The 16196-nt window shown below is 70.2% G+C and carries 16 protein-coding genes; 10 read left to right on the top strand and 6 right to left on the bottom strand.

Features of this window, described 5'->3' with window-relative positions; all coding sequences use genetic code 11:
* Window positions 1-134 precede the first annotated feature (134 nt).
* From OG588_RS24180 to OG588_RS24190, 3 genes are all read right to left on the bottom strand, one after another.
* The gene (locus OG588_RS24180; protein ID WP_405949127.1) at window positions 135-596 is read right to left on the bottom strand and encodes a hypothetical protein; all 462 of its coding nucleotides are present in this window, start codon (window positions 594-596) and stop codon (window positions 135-137) included.
* A 56-nt stretch (window positions 597-652) separates the two neighbouring features.
* Window positions 653-994 (bottom strand): hypothetical protein, encoded by a 342-nt coding sequence (locus OG588_RS24185; RefSeq protein ID WP_405949128.1) that lies wholly within the window; start codon window positions 992-994, stop codon window positions 653-655.
* A 128-nt stretch (window positions 995-1122) separates the two neighbouring features.
* Window positions 1123-1614 (bottom strand): hypothetical protein, encoded by a 492-nt coding sequence (locus OG588_RS24190; protein WP_405949129.1) that lies wholly within the window; start codon window positions 1612-1614, stop codon window positions 1123-1125.
* Between the two features lie 252 nt (window positions 1615-1866).
* Here OG588_RS24190 and OG588_RS24195 point away from each other — a divergent pair, with 252 nt between their 5' ends.
* From OG588_RS24195 to OG588_RS24220, 6 genes are all read left to right on the top strand, one after another.
* A complete protein-coding gene (locus OG588_RS24195; RefSeq protein ID WP_405949130.1) occupies window positions 1867-2493 on the top strand; it encodes a SigE family RNA polymerase sigma factor in 627 nt (208 codons plus the stop codon).
* A gap of 2 nt (window positions 2494-2495) precedes the next feature.
* Window positions 2496-3332: a hypothetical protein gene (locus OG588_RS24200; protein ID WP_405949131.1), complete on the top strand. Its 837-nt coding sequence runs from the start codon at window positions 2496-2498 to the stop codon at window positions 3330-3332.
* 73 nt (window positions 3333-3405) lie between these two features.
* Window positions 3406-4359 (top strand): hypothetical protein, encoded by a 954-nt coding sequence (locus tag OG588_RS24205; RefSeq protein ID WP_405949132.1) that lies wholly within the window; start codon window positions 3406-3408, stop codon window positions 4357-4359.
* Window positions 4356-5825 carry a peptidoglycan-binding protein gene (locus OG588_RS24210; RefSeq protein ID WP_405949133.1) on the top strand — a complete coding sequence of 490 codons (1470 nt, stop codon included), beginning with the start codon at window positions 4356-4358 and terminating at the stop codon, window positions 5823-5825. Before OG588_RS24205 ends, OG588_RS24210 begins: the two co-directional genes overlap by 4 nt.
* A complete protein-coding gene (locus OG588_RS24215) occupies window positions 5822-6586 on the top strand; it encodes an ABC transporter ATP-binding protein (RefSeq protein ID WP_405949134.1) in 765 nt (254 codons plus the stop codon). The genes OG588_RS24210 and OG588_RS24215 overlap by 4 nt, the downstream gene beginning before the upstream one ends.
* Complete coding sequence (locus tag OG588_RS24220) at window positions 6583-7842, top strand: ABC transporter permease (protein ID WP_405949135.1); 1260 nt, start codon at window positions 6583-6585, stop codon at window positions 7840-7842. Before OG588_RS24215 ends, OG588_RS24220 begins: the two co-directional genes overlap by 4 nt.
* 54 nt (window positions 7843-7896) lie before the next feature.
* Here the strand turns inward: OG588_RS24220 and OG588_RS24225 are convergent, their stop codons facing one another.
* A complete protein-coding gene (locus OG588_RS24225; protein ID WP_405949136.1) occupies window positions 7897-8547 on the bottom strand; it encodes an O-methyltransferase in 651 nt (216 codons plus the stop codon).
* Window positions 8548-8938: 391 nt separating this feature from the next.
* On the opposite strand from OG588_RS24225, the gene OG588_RS24230 reads away from it, so the two are divergent.
* Window positions 8939-9961: a cytochrome c oxidase assembly protein gene (locus tag OG588_RS24230; protein ID WP_405949137.1), complete on the top strand. Its 1023-nt coding sequence runs from the start codon at window positions 8939-8941 to the stop codon at window positions 9959-9961.
* Window positions 9962-9967: 6 nt separating this feature from the next.
* Here OG588_RS24230 and OG588_RS24235 read toward each other — a convergent pair whose 3' ends face one another.
* The gene (locus OG588_RS24235) at window positions 9968-10600 is read right to left on the bottom strand and encodes a TetR/AcrR family transcriptional regulator (RefSeq protein ID WP_405949138.1); all 633 of its coding nucleotides are present in this window, start codon (window positions 10598-10600) and stop codon (window positions 9968-9970) included.
* A gap of 95 nt (window positions 10601-10695) precedes the next feature.
* Between OG588_RS24235 and OG588_RS24240 the strand changes: the two genes are divergently transcribed.
* From OG588_RS24240 to OG588_RS24250, 3 genes are all read left to right on the top strand, one after another.
* Window positions 10696-11511: an SDR family oxidoreductase gene (locus OG588_RS24240; protein ID WP_405949139.1), complete on the top strand. Its 816-nt coding sequence runs from the start codon at window positions 10696-10698 to the stop codon at window positions 11509-11511.
* A complete protein-coding gene (locus OG588_RS24245) occupies window positions 11508-12422 on the top strand; it encodes a haloalkane dehalogenase (RefSeq protein WP_405949140.1) in 915 nt (304 codons plus the stop codon). Before OG588_RS24240 ends, OG588_RS24245 begins: the two co-directional genes overlap by 4 nt.
* Before the next feature lie 162 nt (window positions 12423-12584).
* Entirely contained in the window at window positions 12585-14120 is a 1536-nt protein-coding gene (locus tag OG588_RS24250; RefSeq protein WP_405949141.1) for a DUF4041 domain-containing protein, read from the top strand.
* Window positions 14121-14125: 5 nt separating this feature from the next.
* Here the strand turns inward: OG588_RS24250 and OG588_RS24255 are convergent, their stop codons facing one another.
* Window positions 14126-15976 carry a copper resistance CopC/CopD family protein gene (locus OG588_RS24255; RefSeq protein ID WP_405953194.1) on the bottom strand — a complete coding sequence of 617 codons (1851 nt, stop codon included), beginning with the start codon at window positions 15974-15976 and terminating at the stop codon, window positions 14126-14128.
* Between the last annotated feature and the right edge of the window lie 220 nt (window positions 15977-16196).

The raw sequence follows: 16196 nt of genomic DNA on the forward strand, positions 1-16196 counted from the left end.
ATGACCGAGATGTCGGCCGTCGAGCGGCAGCTGTTGGAGGCGGTGGAGGCGTACGCGCCGCATCTGTTGTCCGGGAGCGGCTGACAGAGCTGTTCATACGGCTCGTCCGGTCCCCGCGTCGGCGCCTCGGGCTCCTACCGCGGTTGTCCGCCGCGGAGTTGGGCGTCGGACCCTCGTTTCACCTCGGCGAACCGATCGTCCTGGCGCCGTCTGCCCGCCAGGTCGCTCAGGGCGTACGCCGTGTACGTGAAGCCGTCCGTCGTATGGAACTGCGCTCCCCAATTGCCGAGGGTCACCGCGCTGACACGCGACCAGGGCAGGCGTTGGGTGCCCCAGGGGTTCACCATGACGATCACATCCGTGGTGAGTTCCAGACGTACGCGCAGCAGCACCCACCAGGCGAAGAGAGCGAAGAACAGGGCGAAGGCGGTCGCTGCTCCGGCGGATTCCGCGTTCTGCTTGTCCGGGTGGGAGACAACACCCCACCAGGCGGACAACGCCCCGCACGCCGGGCCGATGGCCAGCAGGTAGCCCATGAGCCGGGCGGACCGGCTGACCCGCCAGACGCCTATGACGCCGTCTCGTACATCGTCCACGGTACGAATGATGCCCACCTGGGCGCAGGTTGGGTGCCTTGTTCTCGGTGTCTTGTTCAGGGTGCGGGCGTGGAGCCGGTGGAGAGGTCCAGGTGGAACGGGGAGCCGGGGGACGCCGGGGTCCAGCCTTCGCGCAGGGCGCGTTCGATGGCGTGGGCAACGTCGGACGGGAGGACGGGCTTGGGCTCGTGGCACAGCCAGTTGCTCGGGTGCGGGTGGTCGGTGGTGACCACGAGTGTCGTACCGGGTTCGTCCGCGTGCTCGCCCGCGTACTCGACCGCGAACGTGCACGGTGACCAGGCCAGCGCCTGGGAGTAGGTCGGTTTGTGGCGCAGGCGCCATCGGTAGGTCGTGCCGCCGACAACGATGTGCCGGGTTCCCTTGCGGGTGAGTGCCATGGCTTCTGCTCCTGCCTCTGCCTCTGCCTCTGCCTCTGCCTCTGCCTCTGCCTCTGCCTCTGCTTCTGCTTCTGCCTCTGCTTCTGCCTCTGCCTCTGCTTGGTGGCTCAACCCCGTTTGTGGCTGGGCTACTTGGGTGGGGCGAACGGGTTCCAGTCCGGGGTCGGTGGGGTGTTCCACCAGGCCGGTGGGGGTGGGATCGGGGTCCAGTCGGGGCCTCTGTGGGTCTGCCACCAGGTTTCTATGGTGTGGAGCTTCTCGTTGAAGTGGCGGTCCCAGGAAAGGAATCCGGTGGTGGGTGCCCGGAGTTCGGTGCTGCGGCCGTTCGCCTCGTGGAGGACGATCGACTTGATGCCCGCGGTGGACTGGACCTGGATGGCCTGGATTTCGGCCCAAGGGATGGTTCGGCGGCGCACGTTGTGGACCACTGCCGCGGACGGGGTGAGGGTGATTCCGAAGCGGGACGGGAGGATGTTGCCCAGCACCAGTACGGCGACCCAGAACGTGACCACGCCGGACAGTCCGCCCGGCGGGTGGAACTCGGTCCCGGACGCGATGAAGAGGACCGTTGTTCCAACGGCCGTAGGCAGAAAGGGTGTTATCCGTTGCCACACCGCCATGCGGATGCGCACCTCGGCCGGCGACGGTCTCTCGCTCTGCGAACTGTCCACCACTACCACCCCGTTGTCCGGTCGTCCCGTCGCGCTGCTGTCCCGCTTGTCCGGTGCGGTGATCCATTGTCGCCGTTGTCCCCGTGTTTGTCGTCGAAGAAGTTTCCCGGGACGTGACAACCTCCCTGTCCCGTAACCCCGTTCCTCAGGCATGAAGTACTTCTCACCGTGCGCCGCGCCGGTGCCGGGTGGAGGTGGCCTGTGATCCGGACGCCGGTCTGGCAGGACGTCTCCGATGCCGGTGGCGTCGGCGGCGCCGGGCTCGACTTCGACGACTTCGCTCGTAGTCGGCAGGCGCATCTGCGGCGTACGGCTCATCTGCTGTGCGGGGACTGGCACTTGGCCGAGGACCTGACGCAGACGGCGTTGGCGAAGCTGTACGCGGTGTGGCGCCGGGTACGGCAGTTGGAGTCGCCGGACGGGTACGCGCGGCGGGTGCTGTACCGGACGTTCATCGACGAGACCCGGCGGCGGCGCTGGTGGGAGCGGACAGGGACGGGGGCCGGAGTGGGAGAGGGCGAGGGGACGTACCAGGAGGACCTGGTGGCGCCCGCTTCCGATCCGGATCTGCGGCTGACCCTGCTCGACGCGCTACGGCAACTGCCGCCACGTGGGCGGGCGGTGCTGGTGCTGAGGTTCTGGGAGGACCAGAGCGTGGAGGCCACGGCGGCGGCGCTGGGGTGCAGCGTCGGCACGGTGAAGAGCCAGACCTCCCGAGGTCTCGGCACCCTGCGCACCATCCTGGCCGACTCCGGCAAGGATCTCGGCGACGACTTCGGACCTGGCGGCGCGGGATCTGGAACCGGCTATCTGCGGGCGGAGTGGTGAGCATGAGCGGGAAGGCCGGTGACGAGTTCACGGACCGGACGGACCAGACGGACCAGACGGGCCAGACGGGCCAGACGGGCCAGACGGGCAGGATCGACCCGCGAGTGTACGAGTCCGCGCTCGCGGATGCCCTGAGCGGGCTGGGCTCCGGAGCCGAACCGCCCATGCCCGACCTGGTGCCGGGCGCCGTCGCACGCGGTGCGCGGATCCGGCGGCGGCGGCGGGTCGGGGCGACGGTAAGTGCCGCCGTCATGGCGGGAGTTGTCGCCCTCGGCGGGCACGCGCTGCTCGCACCCCGCCCGGAACCCACGCCGACGCTTCCCGCCGGGCAGCCGTCGGCCTGGTCCCCGTCACTGGAGTTGGTGCGGTCGATCCTCTCCTCCGGGAACGGCACCGGCACGACCGTCTCCGCCGAGCAACCCCGCCAACCCGTCCGCCCCGGGCGGTACTTCAAGATGACCACCGCCGACGGCAGCGTCAACGACCTTTACGTGAGCGTCAGTCGGACCGCCACCGACCCGTCGTACGACCACCCGACCCGGGCCTGCGCGGACAGCAACGGCCGTGTGCTCGCCTCCCCTTGGAACGGCCTGATCACCCGGTGCTCCCTGACCGAGCACGGGTCGGGCAGCCTGTTGTACTTCTTCGTGGCCGACAGGTCCATGGCCACCGGTGTCACCTATCTGACCCCGGGCGGATGGACCGTGCAGGTCATCGCGGGCACCCTCGACGAGGCCGCCACCGGCCGGAGCGGCAGTGGTCCGCGCACCGGTCCGCTCATCCAACTCGCCACCGATTCCCGCATCTTCGACGCCGTGAAGGAGAGCGGCGGCGGCTGAACCGGGACCTCACCGGCTGAGTGAAACACCCCTTGTCCACAACACCCTGATCAACCCTGAAGGAGTACATGGCATGGACATGCCCAAATTCGGCACGCCCAGAATACGTACGTCCACCCTGGCCCTCACCTTCGGCCTGCTCCCTCTCCTCGCCGCCTGCGGTGGCGGCTCCGACAGCAAGTCGGCCTCCAGTGAGGGGAGTTCGTCTTCGAGTGCGGCCACGACGACAGTCAACGGCGCCACCCAACTCACCGTCCCGGACGGCGTGGACGACGCGACGAAGAAGGAGTACATCCAGGAGAACGCCATCGCGGTCTGCATGAAGAAGCAGGGCTTCACCTACACCCCGCACGTGCGGACCTCGACCGAGACAGACGCGTTCGCCGCGGTCGACGGGGAGGACTACGCGCGGGCCAAGCAGTTCCGGCAGAAGTACGGCTTCGGGTACTACGCCGGCGCCGTCTACCCGAACGACTCCAACGTCCCCTTCAGCAAAGCCGCGACGGCCAAGCGGACCGCACCCCAGGACCAGGACGAGGACGGTCTGACCGACGCCCAGAAGAAGGCGTACGACATCGCGCTGGTCGGTCCCCCGGCCAAGACCAAGGCCGAGGAGAAGGTCGCCGGGTGCACGGAGACGGGGCGGGTCGCGGCGAACGGGCCGGCGCTCAGCGCGGCGGCCGAGAAGAACGCGGAGAAGGCCCGCGACGACCAGAATCACGCCAACGGCCTGGCGCTCAACGGTGACGCCCAACTCGTCCAGCTCGCCCAGCAGTTCGCGAGCTGCCTGACCGCTCAGGGCATCTCGGTCAGCACCACCCAGCCGACCGGCTTGGTCTCCATGGTCCGCCTCGACATCTCCCGCCAACTGCCGGAGAACTTCATGTCGTTGAGCAAGGACAAAGCGCTGCCGCTCCTCAACAAGGACATCGGCATCGCCCTCAAGGACCTGGAGTGCGGCAAGAAGTTCCGCGCCGCCTACTTCCCCAAGGAGAAGGCCAAGCCCTACTACGGAGAGAACGGATGAGCCACCCGCAGGAGGACGCGACCAGCCGAATCGGCAGCGGTCGTAGGCGACTTGGGGTCGTTGTCTCGGTGGTCGTGCTGGTCGGGGCGGGTGGGTGGTTCGCCGGTACGCAGGTGCAGTCGCCCGCGGACGCCGCCGCCTCGCACCGGGCGCCGAAGGCCGGTCCGGTGACGGTCTCCGTCGTACGGCAGTCGCTCACCGCGAGTGTCGTGGCAACCGGGTCGGTCGAGTTCGCGTCACCGCGGCCGTTGTCACTGGCCGGGCCGGTCGGCAGCGGGGCGTCCGCCGGTACGGACGGCGAGGGGGCCGAGCAGCGGGTCACCAAGGCGCCGGTGGCCGGTACGAAGATCAAGGAGGGCGACGTCCTGATGACGGTCAACGGCCGTCCGGTGTTCGCGCTCGGCGGTTCCGTACCGATGTACCGAGCGCTGGGGCCCGGCACTTCGGGCGACGATGTGACGCAGCTTCAGAAGGCTTTGAGGCGGCTCGGGTTCGACCCCGGCGGCACCGGCGGGACGTACGGGCAGGGGACCGCCACCGCCGTCGCCGACTGGTACAAGAGCAAGGGGTACGACGCCCAGGAGCCGAGCCCCGCCGATCAACAGCAGCTCGGTTCGCTCGAACAGGCCGTCTCCGCCGCGCAGGAGACGCTCCTCACCACCAACAGCGTTGCCGGTACGGCCGGTTCCAGTGAGACCGGGTCGTCCAGCACCCCCGCCCCTCAGTCCAGCACGGACAAGCAGGTCCACGAGATCCAGGTCAAGTCCGCCCAGAAGGCACTGGACTTGGCGAACGGCGCGCTCAGCGGCTTCAAGGCCACCTACGGTACGAAGGTCCCGGCCGGCGAGGTCGTCTTCCTGCCGAAGCTGCCCGCGCGGCTGGACAAGGTGAGCGTGAAGACGGGCGACACCCCGTCCGCCCAGATCGGCACGGTGACCAGCTCCGACGTGGTGGTGCAGGCGGCCGTCCCCGGCACCGACGCCCAGCTCCTGCGCCACGGCATGACCGCCCAACTCACCACGGCGGACGGCAAGTCGGCGCAGGGCACGGTGGACGTCGTGGCGGACGGTTCCGATTCCTCGTCGGGTGCGGACTCCGCCGCTACGGCCCCCTCCACCACCGACGACACGAACTCCGCGTCCGACTCCGCGTCCGACTCCGCCACCGACTCCACCGCCGCCGTCCAGGTGCGGATCACCGTCCCGGAACCCGGGCCGCTCGCCGGTGAGGCCGAGGCCGCCGTGAAGGTGACCATCAAGGTCGGCGCCTCCGACGGCAAGGTGCTGACCGTGCCGATGGCCGCGATCCACACCTCGTCCGACGGGCGGGCCCGGGTCAAGGTCGAGCGCGGCGACGCCGTGACCGACGTCCATGTCACCGTCGGGCTCTCCGCCGCCGGGATCGTCGAAGTCAAGCCGGACGGGGGTACGTTGGAGGCGGGCGAGCGGGTGGTGGTGGGCGAGTGATCCCCCGGCCCGAACTCGAACTCGACTCCGCCGCCCCCGGCGCCGCCCCCAGCACCGCGATCGACTCCGCGATCGACACCGTCATCCAACTCACCGGCGTGGAGCGGACGTTCCCTTCCGACCCGCCCGTGCACGCCCTGTGTGACGTGCACTTGACCGTACGGCGTGGCGAACACCTGGCCATCGTCGGGCCGTCCGGTTCCGGGAAGTCGACGCTGCTCAACACCCTCGGGCTGCTGGACCGGCCCACTGCGGGGTCGTATCTGCTGGACGAGGTGGAGACCACCGGCCTCGGCGATCTCGAACGAACCTCCTTGCGGGGAAGCCGGATCGGGTTCGTGTTCCAGTCCTTCCACCTGTTGCCGTACCGGACGGTCGACGAGAACGTGATGCTGGCCGAGGCGTATCGCAGGCCGCGGCCCGGACGAGGGCGGGGTGGGCGGCTCGCGCGGGCCCATCAGGCCCTGGAACAGGTGGGGTTGGGGCACCGGGTGGGTTTCCGGCCCGACCGGCTGTCCGGCGGTGAGCGGCAACGGGTCGCCATCGCGCGGGCGTTGCTCAGTGACCCGGCGCTGCTGCTCTGCGACGAGCCGACCGGCAACCTGGACACCGAGAACACCCTCTCCGTGCTGGAACTCTTCGACGACCTGTGCGCCCAGGGCATGACCCTGGTCGTGATCACCCATGACGACGCGGTCAGCCGTCGGGCGGGGCGGCGGGTCCGGATCACCGACGGGCGCCTGGCCGAGGAGGTCAAGTGAGCTTCGTGGAGAGTGAGTTGGAGGCCCCGGCGCGGGTCGAGCGGCCCTGGATGGATCCGCGGGACCTGTGGACGGAGGCCCTCGCCGGGGTCCTAGCCCGGCCGGTGCGGTCCGCGCTGACCACGCTCGGCACGGTCCTCGGGATCACCACGCTCGTCATCACCATCGGGGTCGCGTCCACCGCGGGCAACCAGATCGTGGGCCGGTTCGACGCGCTCACCGCGACCTCGGTGACCGTGACCGTGCCGGAACCGCTGCCCGGCGCGGAGGACGCCGGGCCGTTGGTGCCGTGGTCGGGGACCGATGCCGTGGCGCGGCTGGCGGGGGTGGAGTCGGTGGCGGCGCTCGCCGACTCGGACGCGACCGACAGCGTGCTGGTGCGGGCCAACGACGTGACCGCGCCCGGCGATCTGTCCGGCCAGACCCTCGCCGTGGTCGCCGCCTCGGCGGGCCTGCCCGCGGCCGTGCACGGGCTGATGACCGCGGGACGGTTCTACGACGCCGGGGACATCGCCCGGCGCGACCACGTCGTCGTACTCGGCGACCAGGCGGCCCAACTCCTGGGTATCAAGCGGGTGGAGGACGCGCCGGCGGTCTTCTTCCGCGGGCAGTCGTACACCGTCATCGGCATCCTCGGCGGGATCCGGCGCGAGGCGCGGCTGTCCACCGCGGTGCTGGTGCCGCCCACCACCGCGGCCGACCGGATCGGGCTGCGGAACATCACCCGCGTGCTGGTCAACACCGCGCTGGGGGCGGCCAAGCAGGTCGCGCGGCAGGCGCCGATCGCGCTCGCGCCCGGGCACCAGGACTCGCTCGCCGTCGTGGCACCGCCCGACCTGTCCAAGGCCCGCGCCGGCGTCCAGAACGACGCCAACAGCCTCTTCCTCGTCCTCGGCCTCGTCTCCCTCGTGGTCGGCGCGATCGGCATCGCCAATGTGACCCTGGTGACGGTGATGGAACGGGTCGGCGAGATCGGGCTGCGGCGCTCCCTGGGCGCGTCACGGCGCCAGGTGGCCGGACAGTTCCTGCTGGAGTCGACAACCATCGGGCTGCTGGGGGGAGTTGTGGGAGCGGCCCTGGGCATCGCGGTCGTGGTCTGCGTCGCCGTGTTCAAGGAGTGGACACCGGTGCTGGATCTGCGGCTGGCGCTGGGTGCGCCGCTCGCCGGTGCGCTCGTCGGGCTCCTCGCGGGGCTGTATCCGTCGCTGCGGGCGGCTCGGATGGAGCCGGTGGACGCGTTGCGCGCACCGTCGTAGGGACCACGGCCGTAGAAATCACCATCGGCTGAGGCGGGTTGTCGCCCAGGATCCTCAACCCACCTTCACGGACAGCTCTGTTGAGCCCTTGAGCGGGAGGGTCACTGAGCGGAAGCCGTTGGCGGGGTCGCGGATGTAGTCGAGGTAGTCGGGTTCGGCGTTGTCGTTCATCACGAAGGCGCCGGTGCGGAGTTGGGGTGCGATGAGCTCGATCACCTGGCGGGCGAGCGTCGGGCCGCCGTCACTGATCGGCCAGCCGTCGATGAGCGCGAAGTCGACGGGGCCGCCGAGATCGCGCAGCGTCTCCCGGGCGTCGCCGACGCGCAGGTCGACGTACTTGTCCAACTCGGCCTCGGCGAGGTTGCGTTGGGCGGTGGCCGCCTTTTCCGGCACGATCTCGGAGCCGATCACCGTGCCACCACCGTTGTCGCGCACGGCGGCGGCGAAGTAGATCGTGGACACGCCGACGGAGGTGGCGAACTCGACGACCCTCGTCGCGGCGATCGCCCGGCAGAGCAGATAGATGAGGTCGCCCTGATCGGCGTGGATCGAGAAGCCGATGTCGGCGTACGCGTACGGATCGCGGGTGTCGGCACCGCCGCGCGGGCCTCCGCCCGCGGGGCGCCGACTTTCGGACCGCAGTCGGTCCAGTACGGCCGTGATCTGAGGGTCCTGCAGGGGGCTGGTGGAATTCTGCGCGGGCATCATCACTCCAGTTGTTGTATCGCCGATACGTTCCAGGACTATCACGATATATCGATTACTGTCGACGGCTCCCCTTGCGAGTCACCCGGAGCCGGGATGAGGTGGGCGAGAGAACAGGGGGCGACACAGAAGGAGTCCGTCGTGGTCGACCGGCGCAGGTTCATCGTGGGGTCCGGCGCCGCCGGTAAATGGGTACCTGGCAGACCGCGTACTCGATCCCCGGCATCCGGGACTGGATCATGCGGCAGTCGCTGTAGGGGGACGGGCGCGCGGGGGCGGGTCCTCGCCGCAGCACTCCGAGGCATAGAGTGCTGCGGCAGATCCGACAGAACCGGCCGAACCGACGGAACCAGCTGACCGTCCGGCCGCCCGCCCGTGGAGGTAGATCGCGATGGAGACTCCGCCGCAGCTCACCCTGGGACGGCTGTTCTCCTCGTGGCAGGCGGACGTCCCCGCGCTGCTGGTCGTCGTACTCCTCGGTGGCCTGTACGGCTGGGGCGTCCTGCGCCTGCGGCGGCGCGGCGAGGCCTGGCCGGTGGCGCGGACCGCCGCGTTCGCGGTGCTCGGCCTCGGCACGATCGTCGTCGCGACGACGTCCGCGCTCGCCGTCTACGACCGCGTGCTGTTCTGGCCGGCCGCCGTCCAGAACGTCCTCCTCGACCTGATCGCCCCGCTCGGCCTGGCCCTGGGCGATCCGCTACGGCTGGCTCTGCGCGCCCTGCCCGAACGTGCCGCGGCCCGCGCGCAGGGGGCGATGACCGGCCGACTGTTCCGACTGCTCACGTTCCCCCTGGTCAGCACGGCCCTGGTGCTGGCGACCGAGCTGACGATCTACTTCACGCCGTACTTCGAGACGGCCCTCGCCGACAACTGGCTGCACCAGCTGATGTATCTCCATCTGCTGCTCGCCGGGAGCCTGTTCGTGCTGCCGGTGCTCACCCGCGAGGAGGCGCTGCCGGCCTGGTGCACGCATCCGGTGCGGGCGGGGCTGGTGTTCGTCGACGGGATCATCGACGCGGTACCGGGCATCGTGGTGATGACCCACGGCACGCTGATCGCCGGGTCCTGGTATCTCAGCCACTCCCCGTCCTGGGCCCCCGACGTCCAGCACGACCAGCAGCTCGGCGGCGGCGCGATGGTCAGCATCGCCGAACTGGTCGCCCTCCCCTTCCTCCTCGCGATCCTGGTCCAGTGGGCCCGCACGGAACGCGCCGAGACGATCGCGCTGGACCGGCGGCTGGACAGCGAACTGGAAGTGGTCCGGGCGACGCCCGCAAAGGCCTCGACGGGGACGGCGACGGAGACTGCGACAGGGGCTGAAACGGGGACTTCTACTGAAGGGCCCGATCTCGTACGCCCCTGGTGGGAGACCGAGAACAGCGAGGTCGCGCAGCGCATCCGGGGACAGCGTTAGCGACTCTCAGACCCGGCTGTCCAGACCGTCCAGGCTGTCCAACTCCCTTGTCAGCCGGGCCCCTTCACGAGTCATGATCTCCGGGTCGCGCAGGGCGTTGGAGAGCAACGACATGCCCTGATAGGCGCCGATCAGGGTCAGGGCGAGGCCTTCGGGGTCGGCCGCGCCGAGTTGGCGGTACTGCTCCGCCACCCAGTCCACCAACCGCCGTATGACCTGGCCCGCGGCGAGATCGAGCCCGTCCTCGTAGCGCTTGTCCAGCTCTACGGCGAGGGTGCCCATGGGGCAGCCGTGACGGGCCGCCATGTCCTTCTGCTCGACCCAGCCGCCGATGAGGGCCTTGAGGCGTTCGCGCGGGTCGGGCAGCCGGTCGAGCTGTGCGGTCAGGGTCTCCAGGTTGCCGGTGTGCTCGGAGAGGGCCGCCTCGATCAGCTCGTCCTTGGTCTTGAAGTAGTAGTAGACGTTGCCCGTCGGGACGTCGGCGGCGCGGGCGATGTCGGCGATGGTCGTGCGCTCCACGCCCTGCTCGTGCAGGACCCGGGCGGTGGCGGTGGTCAGACGCTGCCGTTTCCCTACGGCGGCGACAGCGGCGGCGGGGGCGCCCGGATCGCCGGGCCGGGAATCTTTTGAGTCAGTCACCTGACTAACTATAGACAACCGAGGGGTCGGCCGTGCTAGCTTCTTCTCGACGGAGTTAGTCAGCCAACTAACTCACACATGACGGGGGTAGCGAGATGATCGTGGTGACGGGTGCGACCGGGAACGTGGGACGGGCGCTGGTGCGGATCCTCACGGAGGACCAGGTCCCGGTGACGGCCGTGGCCCGGCACATCAGCGGACCGCGCACGGTGGCCGCCGACCTGGCCGAACCGGACGGCCTGCGGGGCGCGTTCGAGGGGGCTGAGGCGCTGTTCCTGCTGGTGGCAAGCGAGCGGCCGTACGACATTCTGGACGTGGCCAAGTCCGCCGGTGTCCGCCAGGTGGTGCTGCTGTCCTCGCAGGGGGCCGGGACCCGTCCGGAGGCGTACGCACATCCGCGCCGATTCGAGGCCGCCGTACGGGAGTCAGGGCTCGACTGGACGATCCTGCGGTCGGGCGGGCTGGACAGCAACGCGTTCGCCTGGGCCGAGTCGATCCGCGCGCGGCGTACGGCAGCGGCACCCTTCGGGGATGTGGGCCTGCCCTTCGTGGACCCCGACGACGTGGCCGCGGTCGCCGCCGCCGTCCTGCTCACCGACGCGAACACGACCACACACACAGGCGCGACCTATATCCTCACCGGCCCCTCCCAGACGACACCCCGCGCGCGGGCGGCGGCGATAGGGGCCGCGCTTGGTGAGCCGGTGACCTTCGCGGAGCAAACGCGCACGGAGGCCCACGAGTTGATGGCACGGTTCATGCCGCTGCCCGTGGTCGAGGGCACGTTGGCGCTGCTCGGCGAACCGACCGAGGAGGAGCAGCGCGTCAGTCCCGACGTCGAGCAGGTGCTGGGGCGGGCGCCGGGTGCGTTCGCGGGATGGGCCGAGCGGAACGTGGCGGCGTTCCGATGACCACAACCCACTCCACCCGCGTCCTCGACTCGACCATGTCCTACAGAGAGTTGGGCACCGGAGTGCCGATCGTGTTCCTGCACGGCAACCCGACCTCGTCGCACCTGTGGCGGAACGTCCTGCCGGGCGTGGCTTCCGGGCGGCTGCTGGCGCCCGACCTCATCGGCATGGGCGAGTCGGGCAAGCCGGAGATCGCGTACTCCTTCGCCGACCACGCCCGGTACCTGGACGCCTGGTTCGACGCGCTCGGGCAGCGGGACGCGGTGCTGGTCGGGCACGACTGGGGCGGCGCCCTGGCCTTCGACCGGGCCGCGCGCCATCCGGACCGGGTGCGGGGCATCGCGTTCACCGAGACCATCGTCAAGCCGATGACCTGGGAGGAGTTTCCGGACGGGGGCCGGGAGCTGTTCCGGGCGATCAAGACGGAGGGCGTCGGCGAGGCCATGATCCTCGACGAGAACGCCTTCATCGAACAGGCGCTGCCCGCCGCCTCCGCGACCCCGCTCGCACCGGCCGACCTCGCCGTCTACCGCGAGCCGTACCCGACCCGAGAGAGCCGCCGGCCCATCCTGCGCTGGGCGCGTTCGATGCCGCTGGGCGGCGAGCCCGCCGATGTCGTGGCCCGGATCGAGGCCTACGACCGGTGGTTGGCGGCCAGCTCGGAGGTGCCCAAGCTGCTGCTCACGTTCGCGCCCGGGGCGGGGGTGATGATGACCCCGGACATCGTCACCTGGTGCGCGGCCAACATCGCCGGCCTGGAGATCGAGCACTCGGATGCCGTCGCCGGCCACCACACACCGGAGGACCAGTCGGAGGTGATCGCGGGCGCGATATCGGCGTGGGTGGAGCGGCTGGGCCTGACGCACAGTCACAGAACGATCACGACGGGGAAATCCGGGGTGAGGGAGTAGCGGATCGGCGACAGAATGTGACCGTCCGTCAGGGGGCGGGCGCAGAGGGAACAGGGCCCAGGGGATGGGGCTCAGGGGGATGGGGCGATGAGTGCTTACCGGTTCAATCCGCCGCCTGGTTGGCCTGTGCCGCCGCCTGGTTGGGCGCCACCGCCGGAGTGGGTGCCCGACCCGACGTGGCCGCCGCCTCCGGAGGGCTGGCAGTTGTGGGTGCCGGAGGCGACCTCACCCGGGGTCGTTACGCCGGCCGCACCCGGGACCGTCACGACGCCGGTACCTGATTCGGCCGTACCCATCGCCCCCAACTCCCCCACCGCTCCCGCCGTACCCGCGCCCCGCAAAGGCGGCCTCTTCGGTCGTCGCCGTGCCGACGCCCTGTCCGAAGCCGACGAGTTGCGGGCCTGGATTACCAGGACGCAGGGGCTGGACGCCGTACAGGTGGCCGATCTGGTGCGGCGGACCGAGCTGGAGGCGGGCGAGCTGCGTGCGCGGTCCGTCGCCGAGGCCGCCGCTGAGGCACAGGGGGTGTTGAAGGACGCCCGGGACACGGCGAAGGAGATCCTCGACGACGCCCGCCGGACCGCGAAGGAGACCGAGCGGACGCGCAAGGATGCCGACCGGCAGCGCAAGGAGGTGTTCGACGGTGAGCGGCGGCTCGCCGAGTTGCAGGCCCGGATCGTCGTCACGGACGAGACCGCGATGCTCCAGGAGGCCGGTGTCTACGCCTACCGGCACGCCCTGCACGACGCCATCGCCTACCGGAGCCGGCTCGACACCCTGCAGACCGAGATCAAGAACCTCGCCCGCACCGACCGGGCCGTGCTCGCCATCACGGGCTGGACGGTCAACGGTTCCACCCGCGAGGGCCAGAAGATGGTCCGCGACTTCTCCAAGCTGATGCTGCGCGCCTACAACGCCGAGGCCGACTACGCCGTACGGACCATGCGCCCGCACCGGCTGCGCTCGCTGATCGACCGGCTCTACAAGAGCCGCGAGACGATCGCCAAGCTCGGCGCCACCATGCAGATCCGGATCAGCGACGAGTACCACAACGCACGGGTACGGGAGTTGGAGCTCACCGCCGACTTCATGCAGAAGAAGGACGAGGAGAAGGAGGCCCAGCGCGAGGCCCGCGCCAAGGAGCGCGAGGAGGCGGCCGTCCAGCGTGAACTCGACCGCCAGCGCGAGAAGTTGAACAAGGAACTCGGCCACTACCAGGTGGCCCTCGACCGGCTGCGCGAGCGCGGCGACGAGGCGGCCGTCGCCGAGATGGAGGCCAAACTCGCCGAGATCGAGGGCGCGTTGCAGGACGTCGAGACCCGCGCGGCGAACATCCGCACCGGCTATGTCTACGTCATCTCGAACGTCGGCGCGTTCGGCGACCGGGTCGTGAAGATCGGCATGACGCGCAGGCTCGAACCCCTGGACCGGATCTACGAGTTGAGCGGCGCCGCGGTGCCGTTCCGCTTCGACGTCCACGCCCTGATCTTCAGCAAGGACGCGGTCGGACTGGAGTCGGAACTCCACCGGCAGTTCGCCCCGCGCCGGGTGAACCAGGTGAACAGCCGCAAGGAGTTCTTCTACGCCACCCCGACCGAAGTCCGGGACGCGCTACGGCCGTTCACCGGCCAGCACCTGATCGAGTTCACGGAGGAGCCTCAGGCGCTGGAGTGGCGGGCCAGCAAGCAGCCCATCTGAACCGCCTACCGCACGATCCGCACCTGCCGCGACACGCTCACCTGATCCACGTCGGTCGTCCTGACCGTGACCTTCATGGTCCAGGTCCCGGCGATCGGCAGGTTGAGGGAGTTGGTCCCCCAATAGCCGCCCTCGTCCTTGACGTCGGCGTCGAGCGGGCCGATCTTCTGGGCCGCGAGGGTGAAGGAGAGGCGGAGTTCGGGGACGGTGGCGAAACCGCCGTCGGGGCCGTAGACCACCGCTTCGACGGAGTTCAGGCCGACGCGGCCGGGGTCGAGGGTGATCTGTACCTTGCCGCCGGCGTTGCCGACGCGGAAGGGGACGACGGTGACGGAGGCCGCCGGTATGTCGGCCGGCGTCGCCGTCTGCTGGGCGTCCGCCGCGGCCCGGCCCGGGAGGGTGTTGGTCAGCAGGGTGGTGATCACCAACACCACGACACCGACACCGACTTCGAACAGCACCGAGCGACGCAGACCACGCCGGTACCGATCCTGGGAACCGTTACCCCGGTACCGATCCTGGGAGCCGTCACCCCGGTCCTGCTCCTGAGATCCGTCACCGGGATTCGAGGCGCCCTCGCCGTCACCATCACCACCCGCACCGGCGCCCGCACCGGCACCGGTGGAAACCGTCACCGCCCCGTCCGCCCCCGTCGCAGCCCCCGCCCGCACCAACTCCGGTACCCGGAGCCGCACATCCGCCCCCACCATCCGCCCCGTCCACTGCCGCGACCAGCCCGCCACCGCGAGCAGCAGCACCACCGCGCCGAGCTTCACCAGCAGGATGCGGCCGTACGACGTGCCGGTCAGGGCGTTCCAGGAGCCGAGGCCGCGCCAGGACTGGTAGACGCCGGTGACGACGAGCACGGTCACCGAGGCGAAGGCGAGGCGGGAGAAACGGGCCACCGGGGCCGCGTCGAGGTCCGGTGAGCGGTAGAGGACGGTGAGCAGGGCCGTCAGGCCGCCGAGCCACACCGACATCGCGAGCAGGTGCAGCACCGCCGACGTCATCGCCACCGGTACCTGGATCCCGGCGGACGCGTGCTCCGCCGACGCCCAGGTCAGCGCCAGCCCGACCGCGAGGACGGCACCCGTCCCCAGGGCCACCCGTCCGAACCGCTCCCGCCCCCGAAGTCGTAGGAGGAAGAAGGCTGTTGCGGCGATCAGCAGTACCCGGGCCGCAAGTGCCAGGCCGGGGCGGGAAGTCAGCGTCTTCGGGATCGCGGAGGGTTCGAAGGCCGTGGCCAGGCCGGTGCCCGCCTCGTAGGGGGCCCGGAGGATCAGGAGGACGACCGTGGCCGCCAGCAGGGTCCACCAGCCCATCCGGATCGGCTGGTTGAGGACCGACGGGTTCGGGGGGCTGCACAGGGCGACGAAGGTGGCCGTACCGATGAGGAGGGCCGCGGCTATGTAGGCGAAGTAGCGGGCTATGTCGTACAGGCTGGCCGTGAGGGGGTCCTCGGTCGAGGCCGTGGTGATCGGGATGGTGGTGGCGGAGGGTTTGCCGATGGAGAAGGTGAAGGCGCCCGAGACCGGGTGGCTGTCGGCCGAGACCACGCGCCAGGCGACCGTGAAGGTGCCGGTGCCGAGCTTGGCCGGGAGGGTGACGCTCGCCGTGTCACCGGCGTCCTTCGCGTGGTGTGCCGAACTCGTCCTCACCCGCCGGTTGTCGGGGTCGTAGACGCGGAAGGAGTCGTCGAGCAGGGCTACGGACTCGGAGAAGGTGAGGGTGACGGTGCGGGGGGCGGACTTGAGGACGCTGCCGTCGGCGGGGTCGGTGGATTCGAGGGCGGCGTGCGCGGACGCGGTACCGGCGGTGCCGAGGAGGAGCAGGACCAGCAGGGAGCCCAGCAGCACCAGCCCTTGAACTCCTCGCCGGCCGACCCCGCCGACCCCGCCGCCCTGGCCGACCCCGCCGCCCTGGCCGACCCCGCCGCCCTGGCCGACGCGGCCGACCCGGCCGCCGCGTCCCCCGCCTCCGCCTCTGCTTCCGCCTCCGTCGTGTCCAAAACCCTGATCCTCGTTCCGTCGTCGGCGCACGTCATATCTCCGTCTTCGGACTTGCAGGCCTCGGGTT

It is taken from the genome of Streptomyces prunicolor (assembly GCF_045162825.1).
GTDB lineage: Bacteria > Actinomycetota > Actinomycetes > Streptomycetales > Streptomycetaceae > Streptomyces > Streptomyces prunicolor.